Here is a 26,151-nt window from a genome sequence, read left to right on the forward strand (position 1 = left end):
GCCGGTGTCAGAGCGGCGGGCGGTCCTCGTAGAGGGTGGAGAGCACCACGGTCGTCCGCGTGGACACGTTGGCGCACGTCCGGATCTCGCGGAGCAGCCCTTCCAGGGCGTCGGGTGAGGCGACCCGCACCTTGAGGATGTAGCTCTCCTGCCCGGCGACGGCGTGGCACTCCTCGATGGCCGCCAGGTGGGCGAGGAGAGCGGGCGCGTCCTCGTTCTGGGCGCCGATGGGGGTGATCGACACGAACGCGGTCAGCGGGAGGCCCAGCAGCGTCGGGTCCAGCGTGGCCCGGTAGCCGGTGATCAGCCCGCGCTGCTCGAGCCGCCGCACGCGCTGGTGCACCGCCGAGACGGACAACCCGACCTTCTCGGCGAGGTCGGTGTAGCTGGCCCGCCCGTCGCGCGCCAGGGCCGCGAGGAGGAGCCGGTCCACGTCGACCGGGACGGCTCCTGGCTCAGCCGGGGAGTTCGACGAGCTCACGGGGACCGACGTTCAGGGAACGGACGCCGTCGTCGGTGCAGACGACGATGTCCTCGATCCGGGCACCGCAGCGACCGGCGAGGTAGATGCCCGGCTCCACCGAGAACGCCATGCCCGGCTCGAGCGGCAGGTCGTTGCCCGCCACGATGTAGGGCGCCTCGTGCGAGTCCAGGCCGATGCCGTGCCCGGTGCGGTGGATGAACCGGTCGCCCCACCCGGCGCCGGCGATGACCTCGCGTGCGGCGGCGTCCACCTGCTCGGCGGTCACGCCCGGGCGGACCGCGGCCACGGCGGCCTGCTGCGCGGCGTGCAGGACGGCGTACCACTCGGCGACGTCCGGCTCTGCGCTGCCGCCGACCACGTAGGTGCGGGTGCAGTCCGAGCGGTAGCCGGTCGCCGTCTCCCCGCCGATGTCGACGACCACGACGTCGCCGGCCTGCACGGTCCGGTCGGACAGCTCGTGGTGCGGACTGGCACCGTTCGGGCCCGAACCCACGATCGTGAAGTCCACGCCGACGTGCCCCTCCTCGAGGATCGCCGCCGCGATGTCGGCGCCGACGGCGGCCTCGGTGCGGCCGACGGCGAGGAACTCCGCCATGCGGGCGTGCACCCGGTCGATGGCGGCGCCGGCCAGGGCCAGCTCCTCGATCTCGGCGGCCGACTTCACCATGCGCAGCCGGTCCAGCACCGGCCCCGCAAGCTCCAGCGTCGACCCCGGCAGCGCGCGCTGGACGCCGAGGGCGTGCTCGGCCCAGGTCCGCGCGCCCACGGCCACGCGGGAGGGCGCGGCGCCCAGCCGGGCGGTCGCGGCGCCGGCGAGCAGCGCGAACGGGTCGTCCGTCTCGTCCCAGGCGAGCACTTCGAGGCCGAGGGCACCGGCCGGGCTCACGTCGACCATGGGGGCCTCGAGCCGGGGCACGACGAGGAAGGGCTCCCCCGCGCTCGGCACGGCCAGCGCCGTCAGCCGCTCCATGGCGTGGGCGTCGTACCCCGTGAGGTACCGCAGGTCCGACCCCGGCGTGAGCACGAGGAGGTCGGTGCCCGCCTCGGCGGCGAGCGAGCGCGCCGCGCGCACCCGCTCGGGGGTCACGAGCGGGCCGGTTCCGGACGGCACGGAGGCGGTTCCCACCGGCGCAGACTATCCACGGCCCCCGACGATCTCCGCAGCAGATGCCGAACCGCTAGCGTCGGCGCTCGTGCCGACCATGCTGCTGGACGCCGCCTCGCTGTACTTCCGGGCCTTCTACGGCGTGCCCACCAGCGTGACGACGCCGGACGGGCGCCCCATCAACGCCGTCCGCGGCTTCCTGGACATGACCGCCCGGCTGCTCACCGCGCACGGCCCGGACCAGCTGGTCGCCTGCTGGGACGACGACTGGCGGCCGGCCTTCCGGGTCGAGGCGCTGCCCTCGTACAAGGCGCACCGGGTGGCCACCGAGGGGGGCGAGGAGGTGCCCGACGAGCTGAGCCCCCAGGTGCCGGTCCTCGTCGACGTCCTGGCGGCCGCCGGCCTCGACCGCGTCGGCGCCCCCGGCTACGAGGCCGACGACGTCATCGGCACGCTGGCCACTCGCGCCCGCGGTCCCGTCGACATCGTCACCGGGGACCGGGACCTGTTCCAGCTGGTCGACGACGAACGCGGGATCCGGGTGCTCTACACGAACCGCGGCATCGCCGACATCGAGTCCGTGGACGAGGCCGCCGTCGCCGCGAAGTACGGCATCCCCGGCCGCGCCTACGCCGACTTCGCCGTGCTCCGCGGCGATCCCAGCGACGGGCTGCCCGGGGTGGCCGGCGTCGGTGCCAAGACCGCTGCGGCCCTGATCAACGAGTTCGGCGACCTGGCCGGCATCCGCGCCGCCGCCGCGCGCACCGTCGTCGCCAAGCCGCCGCTGACCGCCGCCGTCCTCAAGAAGCTGCACGCGGCCACGGACTACCTCGACCGTGCGCCGGTGGTCGTCGCCGTGGCGACGGACATCGACATGCCCGCGGTGGAGGGCGCCCTCCCCCGCTCGCCCGCCGACCCGGCCGCGCTCGCCGGGCTGGCCGCCCGGCACGGGCTGGAGTCCTCGCTCACGCGCCTCGGTGCGGCGCTGGGCTGGCCCGCCGACGCCCTCGGCTGAGCGGCGCGGTCAGACCTCGATCCAGGTGTAGGCGCCGTCCAGGGAGTCGGCGATCCGGACCTCGATCGTGACCTCCTCGCGGTCGGCGGTCCGGCCGCTGCAGGTGTAGACCTCCCCCGAGGCGACCAGCATCTCCTGCTCGCAGGACAGCTCGAGGGCGACGCCGTGGCGCTCCTCGAACTGCTCGGCGATGTCGCGCTCGACGGCGTTGGCGTCCAGCAGCGTCGGGCCGAGGAACCGGCCGATCGCCAGGGCGAGGATCAGCAGCAGCGCGATGAGCGCCAGTCCGCCGTACAGGGGACGGTGGGACCGCCGCTGCGGGTCGCCCGCGGCGGAGGCCTCGGCGGGCGGGAGCTGCGGATCGCTCATCCCGCCCCTCCCCCGTTCCTGTCGGTCGTCCAGCTCGTCACCGGTCAGCCGCCCACCGCGACGGCGACGACGCCGCGGCGGACCTTGCCGACCGCGGCGCGCGCCACCGACGCCACCGCACCGTCGGCCACCGTGGCCACCTGGTCCAGCAGATCGATCAGCTGGCGCGTCCAGCGGACGAAGTCACCGCCGGACAGCTCGGTGCCCGCCTGCTCCGCGCCGGCCAGCACGCGGTCCAGGCTCTGGCCGTCGGCCCACCGGTAGGCGGCCCACGCGAAACCGAGGTCCAGGTCCCGCGTGGTCCGCACCCCGTGGGCGGCCTCGACGTCCTCCAGCCGGGACCTGACCTGCCGCATCTCCGCCACCGCCGCGGTGACCTTGCCGGACGGGATGGCGGGCAGGGACACCACGTCGCGGCGGGCCTCGAACACCAGGGTGGAGGCGGCCGCGGCCAGCTCGGCGGCGTTCAGCCCGCGCCACGCCCCCGCGCGCAGGCACTCGGCGACCAGCAGGTCGGCCTCGGACCAGATCCGCGCCAGCCGTCGGCCCTCGTCGGTGACGACCGGCACGTCGTCCTGCATCCCGATCACGGCGGTGTCGGCGGGCACCAGCGGCGCCGGCTCCGGCACCAGGTAGCCCAGCTCCTCCAGGACATCGCACGTGGCGTCGAACTGCCTGGTCAGCGAGCCGGTGCGCTCGGCCATGGTCCGGTGCAGCGACTCGGCCTCCCGGACCGAGCGCAGCCACCGCTCGGCCACCCGGACCCGCTCCTCGCGGTCGGGCAGCGCGTGCACCGGGTGGCGGCGCAGCGCGGCCCGCAGGTCGGCGAGCACCGGGTCGTCGGCGGCGGCCGACCGGCCCTTGCGCACCATGCGGGCGCCCAGGTCGTGCTCGACGCGGGCGTTGCGCAGGGTGGCGGCGAGGTCCCGGCGGGCGTGCGGGCTGCGGTGGTTGAAGTTCTTCGGCACCCGGACCCGGGCCAGCGCGGAGACCGGCGTCGGGAAGTCGATCGAGGCCAGCCGGCCGGCCCACTTGTCCTCGGTGAGCACCAGCGGTCGGGGGTCGGCGAGGTCGGTCACCCCGGGGTCCAGGACGACGGCCAGCCCCTGCCTCCGCCCGGAGGGCACCCGGATGACGTCGCCGGGGCGGAGCGCGGCGAGCGCGTCGGCGGCCTCCATCCGGCGCTTGGCCTGCGAGTCGCGGGAGAGGTCCTTCTCCCGGTCGGAGATGTCCCGGCGCAGCTGCGCGTACTCCCCCACGTCCCCGCGGTCGGAGTGCATGTCCGCCGCGAACCGCTCGGCCTCGCGCTCGTGCCGGGCCGCGGCCCGGGCCAGGCCGACCACGGAGCGGTCGGCCTGGAACTGGGCGAACGACGACGCCAGCAGCTCCCGGGCCCGCGCGCGGCCGAAGGAGCCGACCAGGTTGACCGCCATGTTGTAGCTCGGCCGGAAGCTCGAGCGCAGCGGGTACGTGCGGGTGCTGGCCAGGCCCGCGACGACCGAGGGATCCATGCCCGGCGCCCAGATGACGACGGCGTGCCCCTCCACGTCGATGCCGCGGCGCCCGGCCCGACCGGTGAGCTGGGTGTACTCCCCCGCCGTGACGTCGACGTGCGCCTCGCCGTTCCACTTCACCAGCCGCTCGAGGACGACGGTGCGCGCCGGCATGTTGATGCCGAGCGCCAGGGTCTCGGTGGCGAAGACCGCCTTGACCAGGCCCCGGACGAAGCACTCCTCGACGGTCTCCTTGAACGCCGGGACCAGGCCGGCGTGGTGGGCCGCCAGCCCGGCGAGGAGGCCCTCGCGCCACTCCCAGTAGCCGAGGACGTGCAGGTCCTCCTCCGGCAGCGAGCCGGTGCGCTCGTCGATGATCGCGGCGATCTCGGCCCGCTCGACCTCGTCGGTGAGCCGCAGGCCGCTCATCAGGCACTGGTGGACGGCGGCGTCGCAGCCGTTGCGGCTGAACACGAAGGTGATCGCCGGCAGCAGGCCGGCCTTGTCCAGCCGCTCGATGACGTCGGAGCGCGCCGGTGGCCGGTACCGGGGCTTGTGCGAGGACTCCCGCCGGCCACCACCCCAGCCCTCGATCCGCCGCTCGTGCTCGCGGACGTACCGGACCAGTTCGGGGTCGACCACCGAGGCGCCGCGTTCCCGGGTGGACAGCGGGCGCGGGCTGTCCCCGTGCTCGGCGGCGTGTGCCGCGGGACGCAGGGAGAACAGGTCGAACACCCGGTTGCCGACGAGCATGTGCTGCCACAGCGGGATGGGCCGGACCTCGCTGACGACCACCTCGGTGTCGCCGCGCACCGTGACCAGCCAGTCGGCGAACTCCTCGGCGTTGCTGACCGTCGCCGACAGCGAGACCAGCGTGACCGACGGCGGCAGGTGGATGATCACCTCCTCCCAGACCGCGCCGCGGAAGCGGTCGGCGAGGTAGTGCACCTCGTCCATGACCACGTAGCCGAGGCCGAGGAGGGCCGGCGACTCGGCGTAGAGCATGTTGCGCAGCACCTCGGTGGTCATCACCACCACGGGCGCGTCGCCGTTGATCGCGTTGTCACCGGTCAGCAGGCCGACCCGCTCGGGCCCGTAGCGCTCGACGAGGTCGTTGTACTTCTGGTTCGACAGCGCCTTGATCGGCGTCGTGTAGAACGCCTTGCGCCCCTCGGAGAGCGCCTTGTGGACGGCGAACTCGCCGACGACGGTCTTCCCGGCGCCCGTGGGCGCGCAGACCAGCACGCCGGAACCGCGGTCGAGCGCCTCGCACGCCTCGACCTGGAACGGGTCGAGCGAGAAGCCGAGTTCGGCGGTGAAGTCGGCGAGGTCCGGATGAGCCGTCCGGCGCCGGGCAGCGGCGTACCGCTCAGCGGGGCTGGACATGCCCCCACGTTATGCGCGCGACCGCTTCTCGGCTCGCCGCCACGATCAGGTTCCCTGATCATGGCGCGTCCTCCCTCACGTCCCGCGGTGAGGGAGGACGCTCGACGATCAGGTCAGCTGATCGTGGCGGGGCCGGCGCCCACGACGGTCAGCGCGCCGGGCACGCAGTCCACGGCGACCGGCAGGGGCGCGATGACCTCGCCGTCGGCGTACGTCGTGACGCCGGGGCAGGACAGCTCGACGCGCGCGGCCCGGAACACCTGTACCGACGGGTGCGCCACGTGCGAGCCGTCGGCCAGCAGCGGCCGGGTCCGGACCAGCTCGCGCCGGGTGGTGGGGCCGACGACGGTCACGTCCAGGAGGCCGTCCGCGGGGTCGGCGCCCGGGCAGATCGGCAGGCCGCCCCCGTACCAGGCGGTGTTGCCGACGGCGATCATCGTGGCCGGCAGCGTCCGGGACTCGCCGTCCAGGCCGAGGGTGATCTCGTAGGGACGCAGCCGGGCGAGCTCCACGAGCACGGCCAGGTCGTATCGGCGCCGTCCGCGCGGCCAGCGCAGCCGGTTGGCGCGGTCGGTGACCGCGGAGTCGAACCCGCAGCACAGCACCGTGGCCCACCAGCGGTCGCCCACCCGCCCGGCGTCCAGGGCTCGGGTCTCCCCCGCCCTCAGGTCCGCGGCGAGGGCCCGGACGGCCGCGGCGGGATCGGCCGGCACCCCGAGGGCCAGGGCCAGGTCGTTGCCCGTCCCCGCGGAGACGAGGCCCAGCGGAGTCCCGGTGCCCGCGACCGCCTGCAGCGCGGCGTGCGCGGTGCCGTCCCCGCCGACCGCCACGACCGCGTCCGCTCCCGCCCTCACCGCCTCCCGCGCCCGGCTCTCCGCCTCGGCTCCGGTGGTGGCCGGCAGCACCCGGGGATCGAGCCCGGCCGTCCGGAGTTCCCGGAGCACCGTCTCGCCGAGGGCGCGGGCCCGTCCGCGCCCGGCGGCGGCGCTGACGAGGACGGCGACGTCCACGGGGCGCCCGGTCAGCCGCGGGACGACGTGGACGTCGAGCCCTGCGGCTCGTCCAGCGACGACGGCCGCGCGTCCAGCGGCGAGGCCGCGTCGTCGTCGAGGTCGGAGAAGGCCTCGATCGCCTCCCGCTTGGCCCGCCGCTTGTCGACGACCCGGGCGACCTGGATGGCCAGCTCGAACAGCGCGATCATCGGCCCGGCCATGGCCAGCATGGTGAACGGGTCCTGGGTGGGCGTCACGAAGGCCGCGAAGACGATGGTGAGGAAGAAGATCCAGCGCCGGCTCCTCGCCAGCACCTCGTAGCTGAGGATGCCCACCAGGTTCAGCGCCACCGCGAGCAGCGGCAGTTCCAGCGAGAGGCCGAAGGCGACGAGCAGGCTGATCACGAAGCCGAGGTAGTCCGGAGCCGTCAGCTGGAAGGCGACCTCGTCGCCGGCCAGCGAGAGCAGCAGCTCCAGGCCCTTGCGCAGGGTCAGCCAGGCCAGGAAGGCACCGGCGGCGAACAGCAGCGTCGCCGAGCCGACGAACGCGACCGTGTACCGCCGCTCGTTGCGCCGCAAGCCGGGGGTGATGAACGCCCACAGCTGGTAGAGCCAGAAGGGCGCCGACAGCACCGCACCGGCGATCAGGCCGACCTTGAGCCGCAGCAGCACGCCGCCGAAGACGTCGAGCACGACCAGACGGCACTCCTGGTCCTGGAGCGCGCGGAAGTCGGCCGGCAGTGCGCAGTAGGGCTCGGTGAGGAACGTGAGCAGGCCGTTGTCGTACCAGAGGAAGCCGGCCACGGTGCCCAGCGCGAGGGCGAGCAGCGCCTTGGCGATCCGGTTGCGCAGCTCGGTGAGGTGGCCGACCAACGGCATGGTCGCCTGCGGGTCACGGGCCTTCCGGCGCCTCCGCCGCGGCGGCGCCTCGCTCACCGTCGTCCGGTCCCGTGCTGGGGTCAGCGGGGGCGGTCGGACGTGCGGGCCTGCTCGGCGCGGGCACGCAGCTCGGCCGCGTGCGCCTCGGCGACGCGGGCCTCGTCCTGCAGCTGGGCGGACAGGTCGGCCTCGGCGGGCGTCGCCGGGGCCGCGGGCGCGACGATCTCGCCGCGGACCGGCGTGGCGTGCGCCGGGTCCTTGGCCTGGACGTCGTCGTCCTTCATGCCCTTCATCTCGCCCTTGAAGATGCGCAGCGAGCGGCCCAGCGACCGCGAGGCGTCGGGCAGCTTCTTGTAACCGCCGAAGAGCAGCAGAGCCACCACGAGGATGATCAGCAGCTCAGGCACGCCGAGTCCGGCCATGACGGGTCCTCCACAGGTCGATTCGTTGGGAATGCTACGCCCGGTGGGGGTCATGCCCCTGCAGCGTCAGCGGCGGCCGGCCCCGTCGTCGTCCGTCCGCCCGGCGCGCTCCGCGGTGCCGGCGGCCTGCTCCAGCAGCGGCCGCACCTCGCTCTCGAAGGCGCTGACCTCCCGCGCCAGCCGGGCGCGGGCCCCCAGGACGCCGAAGACGAGCGCGCCCAGGACGACGACGGACAGCACCACGACGACGATCCACACGACCAGCAGGAGCACGGCTGCGACCCTAGCCGGTGCTGCCGGCCGGGGTCGGCGCCTCGACGCCGTAGCGGGCCAGCGCGGCCCGCGCTCCGGCGGCGACCTCGTCGGCCAGACCGGCCGGCTCGTCGACCAGCGCGTCCCCGCCGAGCGAGGCCACCAGGTTGCGGGCCCACGCCAGGTCGGCAGTGCGCACGGTGACGGCGAGACCGCCGGGCGGGTCGTCCACGGGCGTGGCCGCCTCGACCGGGTAGTACTCCGCCACCCAGCGGGCACGGCGGGTGAGCCGCAGCCGTACCACCGGCGAGCCGGGATCGGGCTGGTAGACCCCCGCTTCCACGTCCCGGCCGTGTGCCTCCGGCGGCGGAGCGGCCGGCTCGTCGAGGACGACGACGTCGTCGACCCGGTCGAGGCGGAACAGGCGCACGCCCTCGACCCGCCGGCACCAGGCCTCCAGGTACCAGCGCCCGTCGACCAGCAGCAGCCGCATCGGGTCGACGGTGCGCTCGGTCCGCTCGTCGCGGGTGGGCACGTAGTACTGCAGGTGCAGGGCCCGGTTCCGCTGCAGCGCCTCGCGGACGACCGCGAGGGTCTCCTCGCGCGCGTCGACGCTGACGGCCACCGGCGTCGACTCCGCGGCGTGCCCGGCCGTGGCCGACACCTTGGCCAGCGCCCTGCTGACGGCCTCGCGCTCGGCCAGGCCGGGCAGCTCGAGCAGGGTCTTCAGCGCGACGACCAGGGCGACGGCCTCGTCGGTGGTCAGCCGCAGCGGCCGCACCATGCCCGCGGGGAAGGTGACGTGCACGCGGTCGCCCTCGAAGGAGAGGTCGATGAGGTCGCCCGGGCCGTGGCCGGGCAGCCCGCACATCCACAGCAGTTCGAGGTCGCGCTGCAGCTGCCGCTCGGTGACGCCGAAGTCGCGGGCCGCCTCCTGGACGCGGACGCCGTCCGGTCGTGCGGTCAGGTACGGGATGAGCGCCAGCAGGCGCGTCATCCGGTCGGGCGTGCTGGCGACGCTCACGCGGACGCTCCCATCGCGGCCAGGCGGGTGAGCCGGGCGATCACTGCCTCGCGGACCTCGGCGGGCGACTCGACGACGACGTCGGCACCCAGTGCGGCCAGCTGACCGGCCAGCCCCCACGGCTCGGTCGTGCGCAGCTCGAGCCGGTCCTCCGTCCCGTCCTCCGTGGGGCCCAGGGACGTGGCCCAGCGGCGCAGGCCGATCGCCGTGCCGGGGCGGGCGCGCACGACGACCACCTGCTCCTGCCCTCCTACCTGCGAGGCGACCATGGCGCCGAGGTCGAGGTCGGCCGGCGGCTCGAACGCACCGGCGGGGCCGGTGGCCTTCGGCGTGCCGACGACCCGGGAGAGCCGGAACATCCGCGGCTGCTGCCGGTCGAGGTCCAGCCCGCCCAGGTACCAGCGGCCGTGCCAGGCGATGACGCCCCAGGGCTGCACCCGGCGGCGGGCGGGGGCGTCCTCGTCGGGGCGCTGGTAGTCGAACTGCAGGGTCCGGCGGTCGCGGGCGGCGGCGTAGACCGGTTCGAACGCCGGCTCGCCGGCGCCCAGCCGCGGCTGGAGCGGGATGCCTCCCCCGGCCTCGACGTCGACCCCGGCGGCCCGGAGCTTCACCAGCGCGCTCTGGGCGGCGCCGGCGAGCTGGGCGGACTCCCACAGCCGGAGGGCCAGGCCGACCGCGGCGGCCTCCTCGCCGGTGAGCTGGATCTCGGGCAGCTCGTAGTCGGCCCGGGCGATGCGGTAGCCGTCCTCGGTGTCGAAGGCGCTGGTGCGGCCGGTCTCCAGAGGCACGCCCATCTCGCGGAGCTCGGCCTTGTCCCGTTCGAACATGCGCTTGAAGGCCTCGTCGGCACGGTCGGTGCCGTCGTCGGCCTCGTAGCCGGGGACCGTGGCGCGGATGCGTGCCGCCGTCACGTACTGGCGGGTGCTCAGCAACGCGATGACCAGGTTCACCAGTCGTTCCGCCCGCTTGGCCGCCATGCTGCCCAGGCTAGTGGGGAACGGCCGACCGGCCGTCCCCCGGGACGCTGGTTAGCCTGCGGACATGAGCTCTCCCGTCCCGACCCGCATCCGCTGGCGGCGTGGCGAGGTGACGGCGCTGGGGCGAGCAGGGCACGACTCGCTGGAGCTCACGGTCGCGGTGCCCGACGACGGCGAGGTCCGTGCCCTGGCGTACCCCTCGCTGGTGGGCGTGCCGCAGGTCGGTGACACCGTGCTGCTGAACACCACGGCGTGGGCGCAGAACCTGGGCACCGGCGGGTACGCGCTGGTCGTCGCCGTCCCCGACCGGCTGCCGGCCGACCCGACCGGCCCCGGGCACCTGGTCAAGGCCCGCTACACGCCGCTGCAGGTGACCGTGCAGGGCGTCGACGAGCAGGACACCGAGCACCACGCGACGCTGGCCGAGGCCGACGACCTCGGCGGTATGCCGGTGGTCGTGGCCGACCTGCACTCGGCGCTGCCGGCGGTGCTCATCGGCGCCCTGGCCACCGACCCCGACCTCAAGGTCGCCTACGTCATGACCGACGGCGGAGCGCTCGCGGCCGGGTTCTCCCGCACGGTCGACGCGCTGCACAAGTCGCTGGCCGGCGTCGTCACGGTCGGCCAGTCCTTCGGCGGCGACCTCGAGGCGGTGACCGTGCACACGGGCCTGCTCGCGGCCCGGCACGTGCTGGGCGCCGACCTGGCGATCGTCACGCAGGGCCCGGGCAACCTCGGGACCGGGACGCCGTGGGGCTTCTCCGGGGTCGCGGCCGGCGAGGCGTGCAACGCGGTGACCGTGCTCGGCGGCCAGGCCATCGGGGCGCTGCGCATCTCCGACGCCGACCCTCGTCCGCGGCACCGCGGGGTGTCGCACCACTCGCTGACGGCGTTCGGCCGGGTGGCCCTGGGCGGGGTGACGCTGGTGGCCCCGCGCGGGCTGGGCTCCGAGCTCGGGTCGCAGGTCGACGAGGACCTGGCCGGCCAGCCGGCCCGCAACCCCGTCGTGTGGGTGGACACCGACGGTCTCGAGGAGGCGCTGGGCCTCTCCCCCGTGCCGCTGCGGACCATGGGGCGCGGCATGCCCGAGGAGCGCGCCTACTTCCTCGCCGCCGCGGCCGCCGGCCGGTACGCGGCCCTGGCCGTACACATCCCGTCGTCAGCCTCCGGCTGACACCGCGGCCATGACTCTCGTCGGCCTCCGGCCGACACCGCGGCCATGGCTTTCGTCAGCCTCCGGCTGACACCGCGGCCAGGAGGCGTTCCCCTCCTGCGCTGAGCGCGTCCGACGCGCCGTGCCGGGAGGCCTCCGGCCCCCGCGGCGCGGCACGTCCCTCGCGGGGCGGCTCCGAGGCACGCCTTCGCGGAACCCTCCGGGCTCCACTCCGCGCACCTCACATGCTGGCGATGAGCTTCTCGACGCGGTCGTCGACGGCCTTGAACGGGTCCTTGCACAGCACGGTGCGCTGGGCCTGGTCGTTGAGCTTGAGGTGGACCCAGTCGACGGTGAAGTCGCGGCGCTTCTCCTGGGCCTTGCGGATGAACTCGCCGCGCAGCCGGGCGCGGGTGGTCTGCGGCGGCACGTTCTTGGCCTCGAAGATGCGCGGTTCGTGGGCCACCCGCTCGACCTGGCCGGCCCGCTCCAGCAGGTAGTACAGGCCGCGGGTGCGGCTGATGTCGTGGTAGGCGAGGTCCATCTGGGCGATCCGGGGCGAGGACAGCGGCAGGTCGCGCTTGGCCCGGTAGCGCTCGAGCAGTCGGTACTTGATGGCCCAGTCGATCTCGCGGTCGATGAGGCTCAGGTCCTCCCCGTCGACGGCCTTGAGCACCCGGCCCCACAGCTCGAGCATCTGGCGGTGCACCGGCGAGACGCCCTCGCGGTCGGCGAACTCCAGGGCCCGGTCGTGGTACTCGCGCTGGATCTCCAGCGCCGACATCTCCCTGCCGTTGGAGAGCCGCACCTTGCGCCGGCCCGTCATGTCGTGGCTGATCTCGCGGATGGCGCGGATCGGGTTCTCCAGCGTCATGTCCCGGATCGGGACGCCCGCCTCGATCATGCGCAGGACGAGGTCGGTCATGGCGACCTTGAGCAGCGTCGTCGTCTCGCTCATGTTGGAGTCGCCGACGATGACGTGCAGCCGCCGGTACTTCTCGGCGTCGGCGTGCGGCTCGTCCCGGGTGTTGATGATCGGCCGCGAGCGCGTGGTGGCGCTGGAGACGCCCTCCCAGATGTGCTCGGCACGCTGGCTGACGCAGTAGACGGCGCCGCGCGGGGTCTGCAGCACCTTGCCGGCACCGACGACGATCTGCCTGCTCACCAGGAACGGGATGAGGACGTCGGCCAGCCGGCTGAACTCGCCGTGCCGGCCCACCAGGTAGTTCTCGTGGCAGCCGTAGCTGTTGCCCGCCGAGTCGGTGTTGTTCTTGAACAGGTAGATGTCGCCGGTGACGCCTTCCTCGGCCAGCCGCTGCTCGGCGTCGACGAGCAGGCCTTCGAGGATGCGCTCCCCCGCCTTGTCGTGGACCACGAGCTCGGTGAGGTCGTCGCACTCGGCGGTGGCGTACTCGGGGTGGCTGCCGACGTCCAGGTAGAGCCGGGAGCCGTTGCGCAGGAAGACGTTGGAGCTGCGGCCCCAGGAGACCACCCGCCGGAACAGGTAGCGGGCGACCTCGTCCGGGGATAGCCGTCGCTGCCCCTTGAAGGTGCACGTGACGCCGTACTCGGTCTCGATCCCGAAGATCCGTCGCTCCACGATCCGAGCCTAGGCGCCGGGAGGGACAGTGCGCCCGTCCCGCGCGGACTCGTCGTCGACCGCCCCGGAGTTGCTCAGCCGCCGCGCTTGTCGTCGAGCCGCTCCAGCAGGCCGTCCATGGCCTGCCCGATCTCGTCGTGGTCGTTCTGCGACGCACGCTGCTTGCCGTGGATGAGGGCGGCGCGGACGACCCGGTCGAAGTTCCCGTAGGGGAACGCGTACCGCTTCTTGGTCTCCTCGTTGGCGTCGGGGTCGACGGCGAGGTGCCAGGCCGCGAAGGCGTCCCAGCCCTTCTCCTCGATCACCCGGTTGCCGTCGTCGGTGGAGGGCGCGGCGTCCGACCAGTCGCTGGAGTCGTCGAACGTCCCGGCGTCGATCAGGTCCCGGGCATGGCGGACGGCGGCCTGGTTGAGCTCGTAGTTCGGCATGGGCTCCCCGTACCCGGGAGCCTCGCCTCACTCGCCCCCACCGCCGCCGTCCGCGTGCTCGGCGTCAGCCCTCGCCGCCGTCCTCGGCGTGCCGGCCGTCGTACTCCGCGCCACCGGCGGTGTCCGGGTGGGCGGGGTCGCCCAGCCCGGCAGGCGTGCCGGGCTCGGGGACGCTCGGCGCGTGGGCGGTGGTGGCCGGGGCGTCGAGCGTCGCGTCGGGGGTGGCCTCGTCACCGAGGAGGGTGCGGAGGGCCGACCCGGTGATCCGCCGGAAGGCCCGCTTCGGACGGCGCCGGTCGAGGACGGCGACCTCCAGCTGTGCCGCCGTCAGCTGCGCCGGACCTCCGTTGCCCGCGCCCGCGGTGACAGGGCTGACCGCGGACAGCGCCCGGACCCCCACCTGCAGGGCGTCGGACAGCCCCATGCCCGGGAGGAAGTGCTCGCGGAGATGCCCGCTCACGGCCTCGGCCTGGCCACCCATGACCACGAAGTCGGGCTCGTCGACGACCGAGCCGTCGAAGGTGAGCCGGTAGAGCTGGTCGGTCTCCGGGCGGTCCCCCACCTCGGCGACGCACAGCTCCACCTCGTAGGGCTTCATCTGCTCGGTGAAGATGGCGCCGAGGGTCTGCGCGTAGGCGTTGGCGATCACCCGGCCGGTGACGTCACGGCGGTTGTAGGAGTAGCCGCGGACGTCTGCCAGCCGCACGCCCGCCACCCGCAGGCTCTCGAACTCGCTGTACCGGCCGACGGCGGCGAACCCGATCCGGTCGTAGATCTCCCCGACCTTGTGCAGCGTGGAGCTGGGGTTCTCGGCGATGAACAGCACGCCGTCGGCGTAGGTGACGACGGCGACGCTGCGACCGCGGGAGATGCCCTTGCGGGCGTACTCCGAGCGGTCCCGCATGACCTGCTCGGCGGAGGCGTAGTACGGCATGGTCATGGGTCAGCCCTCCCCGTCCGTGGTCCGGCGGTCGGCGACGATCGTGTCGGCGACGGCGGCGATCTCGGCGTCCGCGAGCCGGACGGCGCCCTCGGCGTCGACGCGGTAGACGATCGGGTAGAGCCGGCGGACCGGGTCGGGGCCGCCGGTGGCGGAGTCGTCGTCGGCGGCGTCGTAGAGCGACTCGACGACGGTGCGGGTGGCGGCGTCGGCCGGGAGACCGCTGCGCCAGGTCTTCTTGAGCGAGTTCTTGGCGAACAGCGAGCCCGAGCCGACGGCGGCGTAGCCGCGCTCCTCGTAGTTCCCGCCGGTGACGTCGTAGCTGAAGATGCGCCCGGGCGCGGTGCCCTCGGCGGCGTCGAGGTCGAACCCGGCGAACAGCGGGACCACGGCCAGTCCCTGCAACGCCGCGCCCAGGTTGCCCCGGATCATCGCGGCGAGCCGGTTGGCCTTGCCGTCGAGGGACATCGTGAGGCCCTCGATCTTCTCGTAGTGCTCGAGCTCGACCTGGTAGAGCTTCACCATCTCGATGGCGATGCCCGCCGCGCCCGCGATGCCGATCACGCTGTACGAGTCGGCCGGGTAGACCTTCTCGATGTCGCGCGAGCTGATCAGGTTGCCCATGGTGGCGCGCCGGTCGCCGCCCATGAGGACGCCGCCCTCGTAGGTGACCGCGACGATGGTCGTGCCGTGCGGGGCGAGGTCGGCCATGGGTGTCGTGGGAACGGGGCGGCGGCCGGGCAGCAGGTCAGGCGCCGTGCTGGAGAGGAAGTCGGTGAACGAGGAGCCCACCCGGTCCAGATAGGCGGGCGGGAACCCGCTCCGGCCAGTCGACTGATCGCTCACGCGTCCGCCTCGCTGGCGCTCGGCGCCCACGTGCCCGACGCTGCTGTGCTCACTGTTGAGCTCGCAAGCTCGCTCAAGTATCCGCCTCTCCCGCCTGCTCGCGCCGGCGTGCACCACTGGTCCGCCCGGTGCTCCGCGTGCTGGTGCCGGGCGCGCTCGGACGTCGCTGCGACCCTACCGGCGGCTCCCCCGGTCGGCTGGCCGCCTCCGGCTCGCCGGCCAATGCCTCCACCAGGTACGCGATCGCCTGCTGCTGCTTGTGGTGCTCCAGGTAGAAGACGGCCATCTGCAGCAGGAAGGGGTCGTCCCGGAACATGCCCAGTCCCTGGTTGCACAGCTGGCAGAGAAGCTGCCGTGTGCCGCCGAGTCGATGATCGTGATCGAGATGTTGGGGACCAGGCTCCCCGCAGATCGCGCAGCGGTCACCCTGCGCCTGGCGGATCTCCCCCACCTGTGCCTTGGTGAGGCCGTACCGGCGATAGAAGTAGGACTCGCTGCTCGACGACTTGGCGCATGCTTTGCAACGACTGCCGAAGCCTGATGGGGTCCGCGAATTGCGGACGTAGCCTTGTGATCGACCGCTTGCTGGCATGCAGGGCACCACCGGAACCCCTCGGGCACCCACGAGTGATCGCGGACTTCCTTCCCCAGGGACTGCCGCACGCCGCGATACCACGCGCTGTTCCGCGCGCGGTTGCAGCTCAAGCAGTAGAACGACAGGCCGTCCTTCAGTCGCTTGTTACGGCCGAGATCCGACGCCGGCTTGCTCTGCTGGCAAGCAGGACAACGCTTCACCTTGATTGACAGTAATCAGAGCGTCACTCTCCGCCCTTCTGTACGTAGGCCCTCACGAAGTCCTCGGAGTTCTCCTCGAGGACCTCGTCGATCTCGTCCAGGATGGAGTCGACGTCCTCGGTCATCTCCTTGTGGCGTTCGGCGACCTCGGTGTCGACCGAGGCCTCGACCTCGTCGGTCTCCTCGCGCGACCGCGTCGCCTTCTGCTGCCCGCCGGTGTCCTTGGTGGCCATGGCCTGCCCTCCCGTCGTGGGAACTGCTGCTAGGCGCTGAAGCTACCCGCCGGGTGTGACATCGGTGGCTCGTTCCCGAGCACGCCGCGGCCGTCCTCCGGCGCCGGGACCGCTCGGACCCGGCGACGACTGCTCGGGCCCGGCCTCCCGTCGGCATGTTGCAGGGCTGTCATCGGAAGGTCACGGGTTCGCCCCCGTCATCCGCGCAGGGAGGGGAACACCACCTGCAGGAGGCTCCGCTGCCCGGCACGACATGGCGGTGCCTCCGGCCGCAGAGCCGCACGGCACGGCGGCGGGCACCACCAGAGTCGATGAACGAGGAGACAGACGTGAACCTGCGACTTCGAGCACGACGAGGAACTGTGACGGGCGCCGGCGCGGCAGTCCTCACCGCGGCCGCGGTCCTCGTGGCCCCGGCCGCGGCCGCAGCGCCGGCCGACGAGATCGAGGACGCCGTGCAGGCGGCGCAGGAGGAGTCGGAGCAGGCTCTGGACGAGGCCCGGGAGGCGCTCGACGACGCCCGGGAGGAGGCCGAGCAGGCCGCCGAGGAGGGCAGCGCCGAGGCCCGGGAACGAGCACAGCAGGCGGTGGAGGACGCCGAGAAGGCGCTCGAGGACGCCCGGCAGGAGGCCGAGCAGGCCGCGGACCAGGCCCGAGAGGACGCGGCCGACGTCTTCGGCAGCATGCCGAAGATCGGCATGGGCGACTGGCTGCCGGACGACCTGCGGCGTGACCTGGCCGATCTGCAGGACCTGCCCGCGGACGAGCGGGCAGAGGAGCTGCAGGACATCGCCGAGGAGGGCATGAGGGGCAACTACGGCGACGACGTGGAGAACTGGACCGAGCGCGTCGGCGGGCTGATCGCGTCGCTGCCGCGGGAGCTCCGCGAGGACATCCAGTCGCTGTTCGGCCAGGAGCCCGAGGAAGCCCGCGACGACCTGCGCCAGATCATGGAGGGCGCTGTCGACGGCGAGTACGGCGAGGACGTCGAGGAGTGGGCCGACTGGCTGCGCGACACCGCACAGCGATGGGACCTGGCCGGGGCCATCCAGGGCAGCTCGGGCGGGCAGGACGACGGCGGCAACTGACCGGCCCGGACGACGGGACCCTCGCACCCGCCGGCCGGGCGCCGGACGGCCTGGGGGCCCCGTCCCATCGGGCCCGGTCGGCCACCGGGCAGCCGGCCGGGATCAGCCGCCGGTGATGGTGTCGACCAGCTCCTGCGCCGTCGCGGAGGCCTCGAACAGCGCACCGACGTGGTCCCTGGTGCCCCGGAGCGGCTCCATCGTGGGGATGCGCACCAGGTTCTCCCGCCCGAGGTCGAACACGACCGAGTCCCAGGACGCCGCCGCCACCTGGGCGGGGAACCGGCGCAGGCACTCGCCGCGGAAGAACGCGCGGGTGTCGGCCGGCGCGTGCACGACGGCCCGGTCGACCTCCGCGTCGGTCAGCAGCCGCTGCATCGAGCCGCGGGCCACCAGCCGGTTGTAGAGGCCCTTCTCCGGGCGCACGTCCGAGTACTGCAGGTCGACCAGCTTCAGGCGCGAATCGCCCCATTCCAGGCCGTCGCGGGAGCGGTATCCCTCGAGCAGCCGCAGCTTCGCGGGCCAGTCCAACCGGTCGGCGCAGCGCATCGGATCGATGGAGAGGTCCTCGAGGACCTCGGCCCACCGGCGGAGCACGTCGTCGGTCTGCTCGTCGTCCTCTCCCCGCTGGGCGACGAACTTCTGCGCGTGCTCCAGGTATGCCTGCTGCATCTCCAGCGCCGTCATCCGGCGCCCGTCGCGCAGCCGCACCGTGTGCGTCAGCGACGGGTCGTGGCTGACGGCCCGCAGCGCCTCCACCGGCTCCTCGAGCGCGAGGTCCTGCGGCAGGAACCGGGCCTCGATCATGGCCAGCACCAGCGACGTCGTCCCGACCTTCAGGTAGGTGGACAGCTCCGCGAGGTTGGCGTCACCGATGATCACGTGCAGCCGCCGGTACTTCTCGGCGTCGGCGTGCGGCTCGTCCCGGGTGTTGATGATCGGGCGCTTGAGCGTCGTCTCCAGCCCGACCTCGACCTCGAAGAAGTCCGCCCGCGAGGAGATCTGGAAGCCGTGGGTCCGGCTCTCCACGCCGATGCCGACCCGGCCGGCGCCGGCGAACACCTGCCGCGTCACGAAGAACGGAACCAGCCCGCGGATGATGTCGACGAACGGCGTCCGGCGGTCCATCAGGTAGTTCTCGTGGGCGCCGTAGGACGCGCCCTTGCCATCGGTGTTGTTCTTGTACAGCTGGATGGGGTCGGTGCCGGGCACGCGGGCGGCGCGGCGGCTGGCCTCGGCCATCACCCGCTCCCCCGCCTTGTCCCACAGGACGATGTCGCGCGGGTTGGTGACCTCGGGCGTCGAGTACTCCGGGTGCGCGTGGTCGACGTAGAGCCGGGCGCCGTTGGTGAGGATGACGTTGGCCATCCCGGTGTCCTCGTCCAGGTCGTTGTGGTCCAGCGCCTGCGCCGGGGTGAGGTCGAAGCCCCGGGCATCCCGCAGCGGGGACTCCTCCTCGAAGTCCCAGCGGGGACGGCGCCGCGTCGGCGCATCGGCCACCGCCCAGGCGTTGACCACCTGGCTGGACAACGTCGTCGGGTTGGCCGTGGGATGCCCCGGCACCGACACGCCGTACTCGACCTCGGTGCCCATGACCCGCCGCACGCTCATGCCCCAACCCTAGGCCGCTCCGGCCGCCCGGACCGCCGCCGCGGCGACCGCAGCCGGTGGCACGCGATCCGATCGCGCCGTACCGTCGGAGCTCCCCGGGCCGTAGCAGAGCGGTCACGGGTCGCCCATGGGTAGTCCCGGCCGTCGTGCCGCCCCGTGCGCTCTCCGGACACGCCGCGCGCCCCCGCGATCCGCCCTGCGGCCGTGTTCCTCCGTCTCCCCGGCTCCGTGGGTGGAGCGTGCCGCGCCCGTATCGGGCCGAGCCGCGTGGGCGCCCGCCATTCGAGAGGATCATGACCAAGCACAGCTCCACCTCCCCCACGTCCACCCGTTCCTACCGCGGTCGCGCGATCGGCCTCGCCGCCGCCGGTGCCGTCCTGGTCGGCCCCCTCCTGACCACGGGGACGGCGTCCGCCGCTGACGGGGACACGTGGGACCGCCTCGCGCAGTGCGAGAGCACCGGCAACTGGTCCATCAACACCGGGAACGGCTACTACGGCGGGCTCCAGTTCTCCCAGAGCACCTGGGAGGCCTACGGCGGCACCGAGTACGCGCCGCGGGCAGATCTCGCCACCCGTGAGCAGCAGATCGCGATCGCGGAGCGGACCCTCGCCCGGCAGGGCTGGAATGCCTGGCCCGCGTGCAGCGCCAAGCTGGGGCTGACCGAGGCGGACAAGGTCGGCAGCGCGCAGGCTCCCGCACCGGCGCCCGCTCCGGCACCTGCCCCCGCGCCTGCTCCGGCGCCTGCTCCGGCACCCGCAGAGGCTCCCGCCCCGGCCCCTGTTCCCGCCCCGGCACCGGCACCGGCACCGGCCCCGGCCCCTGCGCCCGCCCCGGCCCCGGCCCCGGCCCCTGCGCCCGCCCCGGCCCCGGCCCCTGCGCCCGCCCCGGCCCCGGCTCCCGCTCCCGCCCCGGCTCCCGCACCTGCTCCCGAGCGGGCCAGCACGCCCGCGAAGGGCGACTCGGCGCAGTCGTACACGGTGCGGCGCGGTGACACGCTGTCCGAGATCGCAGCGGCCAACGGCCAGACGTGGCGCGCCGTCTACGCAGCCAACCGGCACGTCGTCGGGGACGACCCCGATCTGATCTTCCCCGGTCAGGTCCTGCACCTGGGCTGACCCGCCCAACACACGCGAACGGCCCGGTCACCGCGAGGTGACCGGGCCGTTCGGCGTTCCCTACAGGTACTGGCCGGTGTTGGTGGCCGTGTCGATCGCGCGGCCGGACTCGTTGCCCTTGCCGCTGATCAGCGTGCGGATGTAGACGATTCGCTCGCCCTTCTTGCCCGAGATCCGCGCCCAGTCGTCGGGGTTGGTCGTGTTGGGCAGGTCCTCGTTCTCCTTGAACTCGTCGATGCACGCCTGCATGAGGTGCCCCACCCGCAGCCCCCCGGTGCCGGTCTCCAGGCGCTCCTTGATGGCCATCTTCTTGGCGCGGTCGACGATGTTCTGCAGCATCGCACCGGAGTTGAAGTCCTTGAAGTACAGGACCTCCTTGTCACCGTTGGCGTAGGTGACCTCGAGGAAGCGGTTCTCCTCGATCTCGGTGTACATCCGCTCGACGGTCCGCTGGATCATCCCGGCGATCGTCGCCTCGCGGCTGCCGCCGTGCTCGGCGAGGTCGTCGGGGTGCAGCGGCAGCGTCGGCAGCAGGTACTTGCTGAAGATGTCCCGCGCGGCCTCGGCGTCCGGCCGCTCGATCTTGATCTTCACGTCCAGCCGGCCGGGCCGCAGGATCGCCGGGTCGATCATGTCCTCCCGGTTGGAGGCGCCGATGACGATGACGTTCTCCAGACCCTCGACGCCGTCGATCTCGCTGAGCAGCTGCGGCACGATCGTCGACTCGACGTCGGAGGACACCCCGGACCCGCGGGTCCGGAAGATCGAGTCCATCTCGTCGAAGAAGACGATGACCGGCGTGCCCTCGCTGGCCTTCTCGCGCGCCCGCTGGAAGACCAGCCGGATGTGCCGTTCGGTCTCGCCGACGTACTTGTTGAGCAGCTCGGGGCCCTTGATGTTCAGGAAGTAGGACTTGCCCTGCCCCTCGCCCTTGAGCGCCGACACCTTCTTCGCCAGCGAGTTGGCGACGGCCTTGGCGATCAGCGTCTTGCCGCAGCCGGGCGGGCCGTAGAGCAGGATCCCCTTCGGCGGGCGTAGCTGGTACTCGCGGAACAAGTCCGCGTGCAGGAACGGCAGCTCCACGGCGTCGCGGATCTGCTCGATCTGCCGCGAGAGCCCACCGATGTCCTCGTAGTCGATGTCGGGGACCTCTTCGAGGACCAGTTCCTCGACCTCGCTCTTCGGGATCCGCTCGTAGACGTACCCCGAGCGCGACTCCAGCAGCAGCGAGTCCCCGGCCCGGATGGGCTGGTCGACGAGCGAGTCGGCGAGGTAGACGATCCGCTCCTCGTCGGTGTGCCCGATCACGAGCGCCCGCTGGGTGACGCCGTCGACCGGCTCGAGCAGCTCCTTGAGCATGACGACGTCGCCGGCGCGCTCGAAGCCGCGCGCCTCGACGACGTTCATCGCCTCGTTGAGCATGACCTCCTGGCCGGGGCGCAGCTCCAGACCGTCCACGTTGGGCGAGAGCGTCACCCGCAGCTTGCGGCCACCGGTGAAGACGTCGACCGTCCCGTCCTCGTGCCGCGCCAGGAAGACGCCGTAGCCGGACGGGGGCTGCCCGAGCCGGTCGACCTCCTCCTTGAGCGCGACCAGCTGCTCGCGGGCGTCGCGCAGCGTGCCGGCGAGCTTGTCGTTGCGCTCGGACAGGAAGGCGGCGCGGCCCTCCGCATCGGCGATGCGCTCCTCGAGCGCACGCGTCTGCCGGGGGCTGTCGGCCACCTTGCGACGGAGGAGACCGATCTCCTCCTCGAGGTAGGCGATCTGGGTCAGCAGCGCAGCGACGTCACGCTCGCGCCGCGCCTTGAACTCGTCGGGACCATCGATCGGACCTGGGCCCATCGCGCACCTCCGCAGGGTCGGGGGAGCCAGGACGCAAATCTATACACGCGGGACGACAGTTCGCCGTGGGCGCGCAGAACGTCGCGGACCCCCGCACGCACCGGCCGGGCCGGGAGTCAGATCTTCTGCGCGCGCCGCTGGCGGATGGGGGCCACCGTGCCCTCGGCGAGTCTCCGGGCGGTGACCAGGAAGGCGGTGTGGGCCACCATCCGGTGCTCCGGGCGCACGGCCAGACCCACCGCGTGCCACGGCCGCAGCAGCGACTCCCAGGCGTGCGGCTCGGTCCACACGCCCTGGGCCCGCAGCGCCTCCACGTAGGTGGACAGCTGCGTCGTCGTGGCCACGTAGCCGACCAGCACTCCCCCCGGCCGCAGTGCGGCCGCCACCGTCGGCAGCACCGCCCAGGGCTCCAGCATGTCCAGGACCACCCGGTCGACGATCTCCTCGGCCGGGTGGTCGGCGAGGTCGCCCAGCCGCAGGCTCCAGTTGGCCGGCACCTCGCCGAAGAAGGCGCCCACGTTGCCGCGGGCGACGTCCAGGAAGTCCTCCCGGCGCTCGTAGCTGGTCAGGAACCCCTCGGACCCCACCGCCCGGAGCAGCGAGCAGCTCAGCGCGCCGGAGCCGGCGCCCGCCTCCAGGACGCGCATGCCGGGGCCGACGTCGCCGAAGCCCACGATCTGGGCGGCGTCCTTGGGGTAGATGACCTGCGCCCCGCGCGGCATGGAGAGCACGTAGTCGGCCAGCAGCGGCCGCAGCGCCAGGTACCCGGTGTTCGCGGTCGAGTGCACGACCGAGCCCTCGGGCGCGCCGATGAGGTCGTCGTGCTCGATCGCCCCGCGGTGGGTGTGGAACTGCTTGCCCGGCTCCAGCACGACGGTGTGCAGCCGGCCCTTGGGGTCGGTCAGCTGCACCCTGTCGCCGGCGACGAACGCGCCGGGTACCGGCGCCGGCCGCTCGACGGACGCCTCGTCACGTGCGTCGTCGGGTGCATCGGCGGGCGTCCCGACCGTCCCGGTGGGGACGTCGAGGTCGGTCTCGGGCTGGGTGTCCACGGGCGCCGAGCGTACGGAGGTCGGCGGTGTGACCCGTGTCCCCGGTGCGGCGCGGACACTCGGAACTGTCGGTGCCCCGACCTAGCCTCGGACGCATGACGGTGACGGTGGAGACGAACGCGACGCTCGCCCAGGGTCCGGAGCCCGCCGGGGAACCGGTCCCCACGCCGGCGCAGGCCCCCCGCCGTCCTTCCCTCTCCCCCAGCCGCGCAGCCGATTTCAAGACCTGTCCGCTGCTCTACCGGTTCCGCACGATCGACCGCCTCCCCGAGCGCAAGAGCCTCGCCATGGTGCGCGGGACGCTCGTCCACTCGGTGCTCGAGCGGCTCTACGACCTGCCGCCGGCGCGGCGCACCGTCGACGGCGCCCTGGAGCTGCTCGAACCGGCCTGGGCGGATCTGCAGGCCGAGCCGGAGGTGGCGGAGCTGTTCGCGACCGCCCAGGGCGAGGGCGCCGAGACCGACGTGAACGCGCCCGAGTCGGTGGACGCGTGGCTCGCGTCGGCCGGGAAGCTGGTCGAGCGCTACTTCACGATCGAGGACCCGACGCGCATCCAGCCCGCCGGCCGCGAGGAGCTGGTCGAGGTCACCCTGCCCGACGGCCTGCTGCTCCGCGGCTTCGTCGACCGGCTCGACGTCGCGCCCAGCGGCGCGCTGCGGGTGGTCGACTACAAGACCGGCTCGATGCCCCGCGAGGCGTTCGAGAGCAAGGCCCTGTTCCAGATGAAGTTCTACGCGCTGGTGCTGTGGCGCACCCGGGGCGTGGTGGCCGCCCAGCTCAAGCTCATCTACCTGGGCGACGGCGACGCGCTCACCTACTCCCCCGACGAGGCGGAGCTCCTCCGGTTCGAGCGCACGCTGCAGGCGATCTGGTCGGCCATCGAGCGGGCGGTCAGCACCGGTGACTTCCGGCCCAACAAGTCCCGGCTCTGCGGCTGGTGCGACCACCAGGCGGTCTGCCCGGCGTTCGGTGGCACTCCCCCGCCGTTCCCGACCGAAGCGGCGGCAGCGGCCGGGTGGCAGACCCTGCCGATCACGCCGGTCTGAGCCCGGGCCGGTCGGCTCGTCAGCGCGTCAGGCCGACGACCACGAACGCCACGCCCACGACAACCATGAAGGCACCGCCGAGGCGCTGCATCCGGCGGTGTTCGGCGGGCGGGACGTCCGCGGTGCTGTGCCTTCGATAGAGCGAGAAATTCGTGTGGTCCATCCGCCCGAGCACGCCGGCAGCGCCGAGCAGCACGGCACCGATGCCGACGATCACCAGCAGCACGTCCACGGCGGAAACCGTATCGGCGGACCGCTGTCAGCTCGATCGTCCACCTGCTCCACCATCTGACCGGGTGGCCGACCCGCCCCGGACGCCGACGCCGACGCCGACGCCGACGCCGACTCCGTGGAGCGTCAGCGGCCGGCGGTCTCCACGGACACGCTGCGGGCCAGCACATCTGCCAGCTCAGGCAGCCCGACGCCGACCAGGGAGTCCACCTGCACGAGCCCGGGCGCCGGCGGTACCGCCTGCAACCCGGCCACGCCGAGCACCGCGGCCCCCGCGGCCAGCCCGGAGGTGACGCCGACCAGCGAGTCCTCGATCACGACGCACTCCCCCGGAGACACCCCGAGTGCCGCCATGGCCTGCCGGTAGGGCGCCGGATCGGGCTTGCGCGCGGGCACCTCGTCGCCGCAGACGGTGACGTCGAAGGGGCCGCCGTCTGCGTAGCCCGCCTCGATGTGCCGGATCACCAGGTCGGCCAGCCGACGAGGCGTCGTCGTCACCAGGCCGGTGTGCAACCCCGCCCCGTGGACGGCGGCCAGCAGCTCCTGCGCGCCGGGCATCCAGATCAGCCGCTCGGTCATCATCCGGGCCACCGCGTCGAGGATCTGGTCCACGTCCGACTGGATCTGCGGCTCGGTGCGGGTCACGCCGAGATCGGCGTAGAGCACGTCCATGGCCACGCGCATGGTGGTGCCCACGGTTGCGGCGCGGGCCTCGGCCGACATCCGGCCGCCCAGCTGGCCGGCGAGGGCGAACATCGCCTCGCCCCAGTACTCCTCGGTCTCCACGAGCGTGCCGTCCATGTCGAACAGCACCGCCCGCAGCTCCCCGGGGGTCCCCGGCTCTCGTCCGTCCGCTGGAGCCATCGCCACGTGCGGAAGTCTAGGGACGCCGGCCGGGCCGTCCCGGCGGCCCGGGACGCGGGTCAGGCGGTGCGGGTCCCCACCAGGGTGGCGAAGGCGATCACGTTGTCCTCGTAGCTGCGCGCCGAGGAGTTGAAGTCGCCCCCGCAGGTGATGAGCCGGAGCTGGGAGTCGGTGGTGTTGCCGTAGACCGCGAGGGTCGGGAAATCGTCCTTGGGGTGCCGCTCCACGCGGTCGACGGCGAAGACGGCGGTCGTGCCGTCCTCGCGCGCCACGGTGATCTCGTCGCCGGGGCGGAGGCCGCCGAGGTCGAAGAAGATCCCGGGACCGTGCTCCGCGGAGTCGACGTGTCCGAGCAGGATCGCCGGTCCGGTCGCGCCGGGGGCCGGCCCACGCTCGTACCAGCCGGCCTGGTCGTCCGGGCCCAGGGGCGGCACCTCGACCGTTCCGTCGTCGTTCAGGCCCAGCCGCAGCAGCTCACTGGTGACGTCGATGCTCGGGATGCTGACCGAGACCGGCTCGGCCACGGCCTCCGCAGCGGGGGCCGGCTCGGCGGCGGACGTCTCCGGAGCGGCCGGCGGCGCCGGGGCGGTCGGTGCCGCGGTCGACGCAGTGGACTCGGACCGGTCGGTCGCCGCGGCGGGCTGCGGCGCCTGCTGCTGTCCCGTCACCGCCACCACGATGGCGACCGCTGCCACGACGGCCAGCGCGACGGCCAGCGCGATCCAGATGCGGACGCCGGGGCGGCTGGTGCTCTGCTCGGTCACGGGGGGTCCTTCCGGAGGGGTGAACGGGGGTGTGGCCCGGGGGGGGGGGGGGGGGGGGGGGGGGGGGGGGGGGGGGGGGGGGGGGGGGGGGGGGGGGGGGGGGGGGGGGGGGGGGGGGGGGGGGGGGGGGGGGGGGGGGGCGGCGG

27 protein-coding genes are annotated in these 26,151 nt (G+C 73.5%); 5 read left to right on the forward strand and 22 right to left on the reverse strand.

Annotated features, from left to right (window positions below):
* Window positions 1-7 precede the first annotated feature (7 nt).
* Window positions 8-433, reverse strand: coding sequence for an Lrp/AsnC family transcriptional regulator (locus tag ACI793_RS15370; RefSeq protein ID WP_456607249.1), 426 nt, complete (start codon window positions 431-433; stop codon window positions 8-10).
* Window positions 434-455: 22 nt separating this feature from the next.
* A complete protein-coding gene (locus ACI793_RS15375; RefSeq protein WP_456607250.1) occupies window positions 456-1,610 on the reverse strand; it encodes a M24 family metallopeptidase in 1,155 nt (384 codons plus the stop codon).
* 76 nt (window positions 1,611-1,686) lie between these two features.
* On the opposite strand from ACI793_RS15375, the gene ACI793_RS15380 reads away from it, so the two are divergent.
* Window positions 1,687-2,604 carry a 5'-3' exonuclease gene (locus ACI793_RS15380; RefSeq protein WP_456607273.1) on the forward strand — a complete coding sequence of 306 codons (918 nt, stop codon included), beginning with the start codon at window positions 1,687-1,689 and terminating at the stop codon, window positions 2,602-2,604.
* Window positions 2,605-2,613: 9 nt separating this feature from the next.
* Here ACI793_RS15380 and ACI793_RS15385 read toward each other — a convergent pair whose 3' ends face one another.
* The 8 genes from ACI793_RS15385 to ACI793_RS15420 form a co-directional block, all read right to left on the reverse strand.
* The gene (locus ACI793_RS15385; protein WP_456607251.1) at window positions 2,614-2,973 is read right to left on the reverse strand and encodes a DUF4333 domain-containing protein; all 360 of its coding nucleotides are present in this window, start codon (window positions 2,971-2,973) and stop codon (window positions 2,614-2,616) included.
* Window positions 2,974-3,017: 44 nt separating this feature from the next.
* The gene (locus ACI793_RS15390) at window positions 3,018-5,852 is read right to left on the reverse strand and encodes a DEAD/DEAH box helicase (protein ID WP_456607252.1); all 2,835 of its coding nucleotides are present in this window, start codon (window positions 5,850-5,852) and stop codon (window positions 3,018-3,020) included.
* 113 nt (window positions 5,853-5,965) lie between these two features.
* Window positions 5,966-6,862 carry a diacylglycerol/lipid kinase family protein gene (locus ACI793_RS15395; protein ID WP_456607253.1) on the reverse strand — a complete coding sequence of 299 codons (897 nt, stop codon included), beginning with the start codon at window positions 6,860-6,862 and terminating at the stop codon, window positions 5,966-5,968.
* 11 nt (window positions 6,863-6,873) lie between these two features.
* Window positions 6,874-7,722 carry a twin-arginine translocase subunit TatC gene (gene tatC / locus ACI793_RS15400; RefSeq protein ID WP_456607254.1) on the reverse strand — a complete coding sequence of 283 codons (849 nt, stop codon included), beginning with the start codon at window positions 7,720-7,722 and terminating at the stop codon, window positions 6,874-6,876.
* 80 nt (window positions 7,723-7,802) lie between these two features.
* On the reverse strand, window positions 7,803-8,144 hold the full coding sequence (tatA, locus tag ACI793_RS15405) for a Sec-independent protein translocase subunit TatA (protein WP_456607255.1): 342 nt from the start codon (window positions 8,142-8,144) through the stop codon (window positions 7,803-7,805).
* A gap of 66 nt (window positions 8,145-8,210) precedes the next feature.
* On the reverse strand, window positions 8,211-8,417 hold the full coding sequence (locus tag ACI793_RS15410) for a hypothetical protein (RefSeq protein WP_456607256.1): 207 nt from the start codon (window positions 8,415-8,417) through the stop codon (window positions 8,211-8,213).
* 10 nt (window positions 8,418-8,427) lie between these two features.
* Window positions 8,428-9,420 carry a helix-turn-helix transcriptional regulator gene (locus ACI793_RS15415; RefSeq protein WP_456607257.1) on the reverse strand — a complete coding sequence of 331 codons (993 nt, stop codon included), beginning with the start codon at window positions 9,418-9,420 and terminating at the stop codon, window positions 8,428-8,430.
* Entirely contained in the window at window positions 9,417-10,397 is a 981-nt protein-coding gene (locus ACI793_RS15420; RefSeq protein WP_456607258.1) for a helix-turn-helix transcriptional regulator, read from the reverse strand. The genes ACI793_RS15415 and ACI793_RS15420 overlap by 4 nt, the downstream gene beginning before the upstream one ends.
* 64 nt (window positions 10,398-10,461) lie before the next feature.
* Here ACI793_RS15420 and ACI793_RS15425 point away from each other — a divergent pair, with 64 nt between their 5' ends.
* On the forward strand, window positions 10,462-11,571 hold the full coding sequence (locus ACI793_RS15425) for a DUF3866 family protein (RefSeq protein ID WP_456607259.1): 1,110 nt from the start codon (window positions 10,462-10,464) through the stop codon (window positions 11,569-11,571).
* A 220-nt stretch (window positions 11,572-11,791) separates the two neighbouring features.
* Here the strand turns inward: ACI793_RS15425 and pafA are convergent, their stop codons facing one another.
* The 6 genes from pafA to ACI793_RS15455 form a co-directional block, all read right to left on the reverse strand.
* Window positions 11,792-13,150, reverse strand: a complete 1,359-nt coding sequence (pafA, locus tag ACI793_RS15430; protein ID WP_456607260.1) for a Pup--protein ligase — start codon at window positions 13,148-13,150, stop codon at window positions 11,792-11,794.
* Between the two features lie 74 nt (window positions 13,151-13,224).
* A complete protein-coding gene (locus tag ACI793_RS15435) occupies window positions 13,225-13,578 on the reverse strand; it encodes a hypothetical protein (protein WP_456607261.1) in 354 nt (117 codons plus the stop codon).
* 64 nt (window positions 13,579-13,642) lie between these two features.
* A complete protein-coding gene (gene prcA / locus ACI793_RS15440; RefSeq protein WP_456607262.1) occupies window positions 13,643-14,518 on the reverse strand; it encodes a proteasome subunit alpha in 876 nt (291 codons plus the stop codon).
* 3 nt (window positions 14,519-14,521) lie between these two features.
* Entirely contained in the window at window positions 14,522-15,364 is an 843-nt protein-coding gene (prcB, locus tag ACI793_RS15445) for a proteasome subunit beta (protein ID WP_456607263.1), read from the reverse strand.
* A 73-nt stretch (window positions 15,365-15,437) separates the two neighbouring features.
* On the reverse strand, window positions 15,438-15,956 hold the full coding sequence (locus ACI793_RS15450; protein WP_456607264.1) for an endonuclease VII domain-containing protein: 519 nt from the start codon (window positions 15,954-15,956) through the stop codon (window positions 15,438-15,440).
* 226 nt (window positions 15,957-16,182) lie between these two features.
* Window positions 16,183-16,392, reverse strand: coding sequence for a ubiquitin-like protein Pup (locus ACI793_RS15455; protein WP_311345844.1), 210 nt, complete (start codon window positions 16,390-16,392; stop codon window positions 16,183-16,185).
* A 362-nt stretch (window positions 16,393-16,754) separates the two neighbouring features.
* Between ACI793_RS15455 and ACI793_RS15460 the strand changes: the two genes are divergently transcribed.
* Window positions 16,755-17,480 carry a hypothetical protein gene (locus tag ACI793_RS15460; protein ID WP_456607265.1) on the forward strand — a complete coding sequence of 242 codons (726 nt, stop codon included), beginning with the start codon at window positions 16,755-16,757 and terminating at the stop codon, window positions 17,478-17,480.
* Window positions 17,481-17,582: 102 nt separating this feature from the next.
* Here the strand turns inward: ACI793_RS15460 and dop are convergent, their stop codons facing one another.
* A complete protein-coding gene (gene dop, locus ACI793_RS15465; protein WP_456607266.1) occupies window positions 17,583-19,088 on the reverse strand; it encodes a depupylase/deamidase Dop in 1,506 nt (501 codons plus the stop codon).
* Between the two features lie 293 nt (window positions 19,089-19,381).
* Between dop and ACI793_RS15470 the strand changes: the two genes are divergently transcribed.
* Window positions 19,382-20,206, forward strand: a complete 825-nt coding sequence (locus tag ACI793_RS15470; RefSeq protein WP_456607267.1) for a transglycosylase family protein — start codon at window positions 19,382-19,384, stop codon at window positions 20,204-20,206.
* 60 nt (window positions 20,207-20,266) lie between these two features.
* On the opposite strand, the gene arc is transcribed toward ACI793_RS15470, so the two are convergent.
* A complete protein-coding gene (arc, locus tag ACI793_RS15475; protein WP_456607268.1) occupies window positions 20,267-22,048 on the reverse strand; it encodes a proteasome ATPase in 1,782 nt (593 codons plus the stop codon).
* Window positions 22,049-22,164: 116 nt separating this feature from the next.
* Window positions 22,165-23,100, reverse strand: a complete 936-nt coding sequence (locus tag ACI793_RS15480) for a tRNA (adenine-N1)-methyltransferase (RefSeq protein WP_456607269.1) — start codon at window positions 23,098-23,100, stop codon at window positions 22,165-22,167.
* A 95-nt stretch (window positions 23,101-23,195) separates the two neighbouring features.
* Between ACI793_RS15480 and ACI793_RS15485 the strand changes: the two genes are divergently transcribed.
* The gene (locus tag ACI793_RS15485; protein ID WP_456607270.1) at window positions 23,196-24,146 is read left to right on the forward strand and encodes a RecB family exonuclease; all 951 of its coding nucleotides are present in this window, start codon (window positions 23,196-23,198) and stop codon (window positions 24,144-24,146) included.
* Window positions 24,147-24,165: 19 nt separating this feature from the next.
* Here ACI793_RS15485 and ACI793_RS15490 read toward each other — a convergent pair whose 3' ends face one another.
* The 3 genes from ACI793_RS15490 to ACI793_RS15500 all read right to left on the reverse strand — a co-directional run bounded on the left by ACI793_RS15490 (window position 24,166) and on the right by ACI793_RS15500 (window position 26,005).
* Window positions 24,166-24,378, reverse strand: a complete 213-nt coding sequence (locus tag ACI793_RS15490; protein ID WP_456607271.1) for a hypothetical protein — start codon at window positions 24,376-24,378, stop codon at window positions 24,166-24,168.
* Between the two features lie 125 nt (window positions 24,379-24,503).
* Window positions 24,504-25,241 carry an HAD family hydrolase gene (locus tag ACI793_RS15495; protein ID WP_456607274.1) on the reverse strand — a complete coding sequence of 246 codons (738 nt, stop codon included), beginning with the start codon at window positions 25,239-25,241 and terminating at the stop codon, window positions 24,504-24,506.
* Between the two features lie 59 nt (window positions 25,242-25,300).
* Window positions 25,301-26,005 carry a class F sortase gene (locus ACI793_RS15500; RefSeq protein ID WP_456607272.1) on the reverse strand — a complete coding sequence of 235 codons (705 nt, stop codon included), beginning with the start codon at window positions 26,003-26,005 and terminating at the stop codon, window positions 25,301-25,303.
* Window positions 26,006-26,151: the final 146 nt, after the last annotated feature.

The organism is Blastococcus sp. SYSU DS0617, assembly GCF_054051075.1.

Bases quoted from the DNA above. Each gene is read 5' to 3' on its own strand.
- ACI793_RS15425 (WP_456607259.1), top strand. From the start codon at position 10,462: ATGAGCTCTCCCGTCCCGACCCGCATCCGCTGGCGGCGTGGCGAGGTG.
- ACI793_RS15420 (WP_456607258.1), bottom strand. From the start codon at position 10,397: ATGGCGGCCAAGCGGGCGGAACGACTGGTGAACCTGGTCATCGCGTTG.
- tatC (WP_456607254.1), bottom strand. From the start codon at position 7,722: ATGCCGTTGGTCGGCCACCTCACCGAGCTGCGCAACCGGATCGCCAAG.
- ACI793_RS15455 (WP_311345844.1), bottom strand. From the start codon at position 16,392: ATGGCCACCAAGGACACCGGCGGGCAGCAGAAGGCGACGCGGTCGCGC.
- ACI793_RS15435 (WP_456607261.1), bottom strand. From the start codon at position 13,578: ATGCCGAACTACGAGCTCAACCAGGCCGCCGTCCGCCATGCCCGGGAC.
- ACI793_RS15450 (WP_456607264.1), bottom strand. From the start codon at position 15,956: ATGCCAGCAAGCGGTCGATCACAAGGCTACGTCCGCAATTCGCGGACC.
- ACI793_RS15470 (WP_456607267.1), top strand. From the start codon at position 19,382: ATGACCAAGCACAGCTCCACCTCCCCCACGTCCACCCGTTCCTACCGC.
- ACI793_RS15380 (WP_456607273.1), top strand. From the start codon at position 1,687: ATGCTGCTGGACGCCGCCTCGCTGTACTTCCGGGCCTTCTACGGCGTG.
- dop (WP_456607266.1), bottom strand. From the start codon at position 19,088: ATGAGCGTGCGGCGGGTCATGGGCACCGAGGTCGAGTACGGCGTGTCG.
- ACI793_RS15390 (WP_456607252.1), bottom strand. From the start codon at position 5,852: ATGTCCAGCCCCGCTGAGCGGTACGCCGCTGCCCGGCGCCGGACGGCT.
- ACI793_RS15495 (WP_456607274.1), bottom strand. From the start codon at position 25,241: ATGGCTCCAGCGGACGGACGAGAGCCGGGGACCCCCGGGGAGCTGCGG.
- tatA (WP_456607255.1), bottom strand. From the start codon at position 8,144: ATGGCCGGACTCGGCGTGCCTGAGCTGCTGATCATCCTCGTGGTGGCT.
- prcA (WP_456607262.1), bottom strand. From the start codon at position 14,518: ATGACCATGCCGTACTACGCCTCCGCCGAGCAGGTCATGCGGGACCGC.
- ACI793_RS15385 (WP_456607251.1), bottom strand. From the start codon at position 2,973: ATGAGCGATCCGCAGCTCCCGCCCGCCGAGGCCTCCGCCGCGGGCGAC.
- ACI793_RS15485 (WP_456607270.1), top strand. From the start codon at position 23,196: ATGACGGTGACGGTGGAGACGAACGCGACGCTCGCCCAGGGTCCGGAG.
- arc (WP_456607268.1), bottom strand. From the start codon at position 22,048: ATGGGCCCAGGTCCGATCGATGGTCCCGACGAGTTCAAGGCGCGGCGC.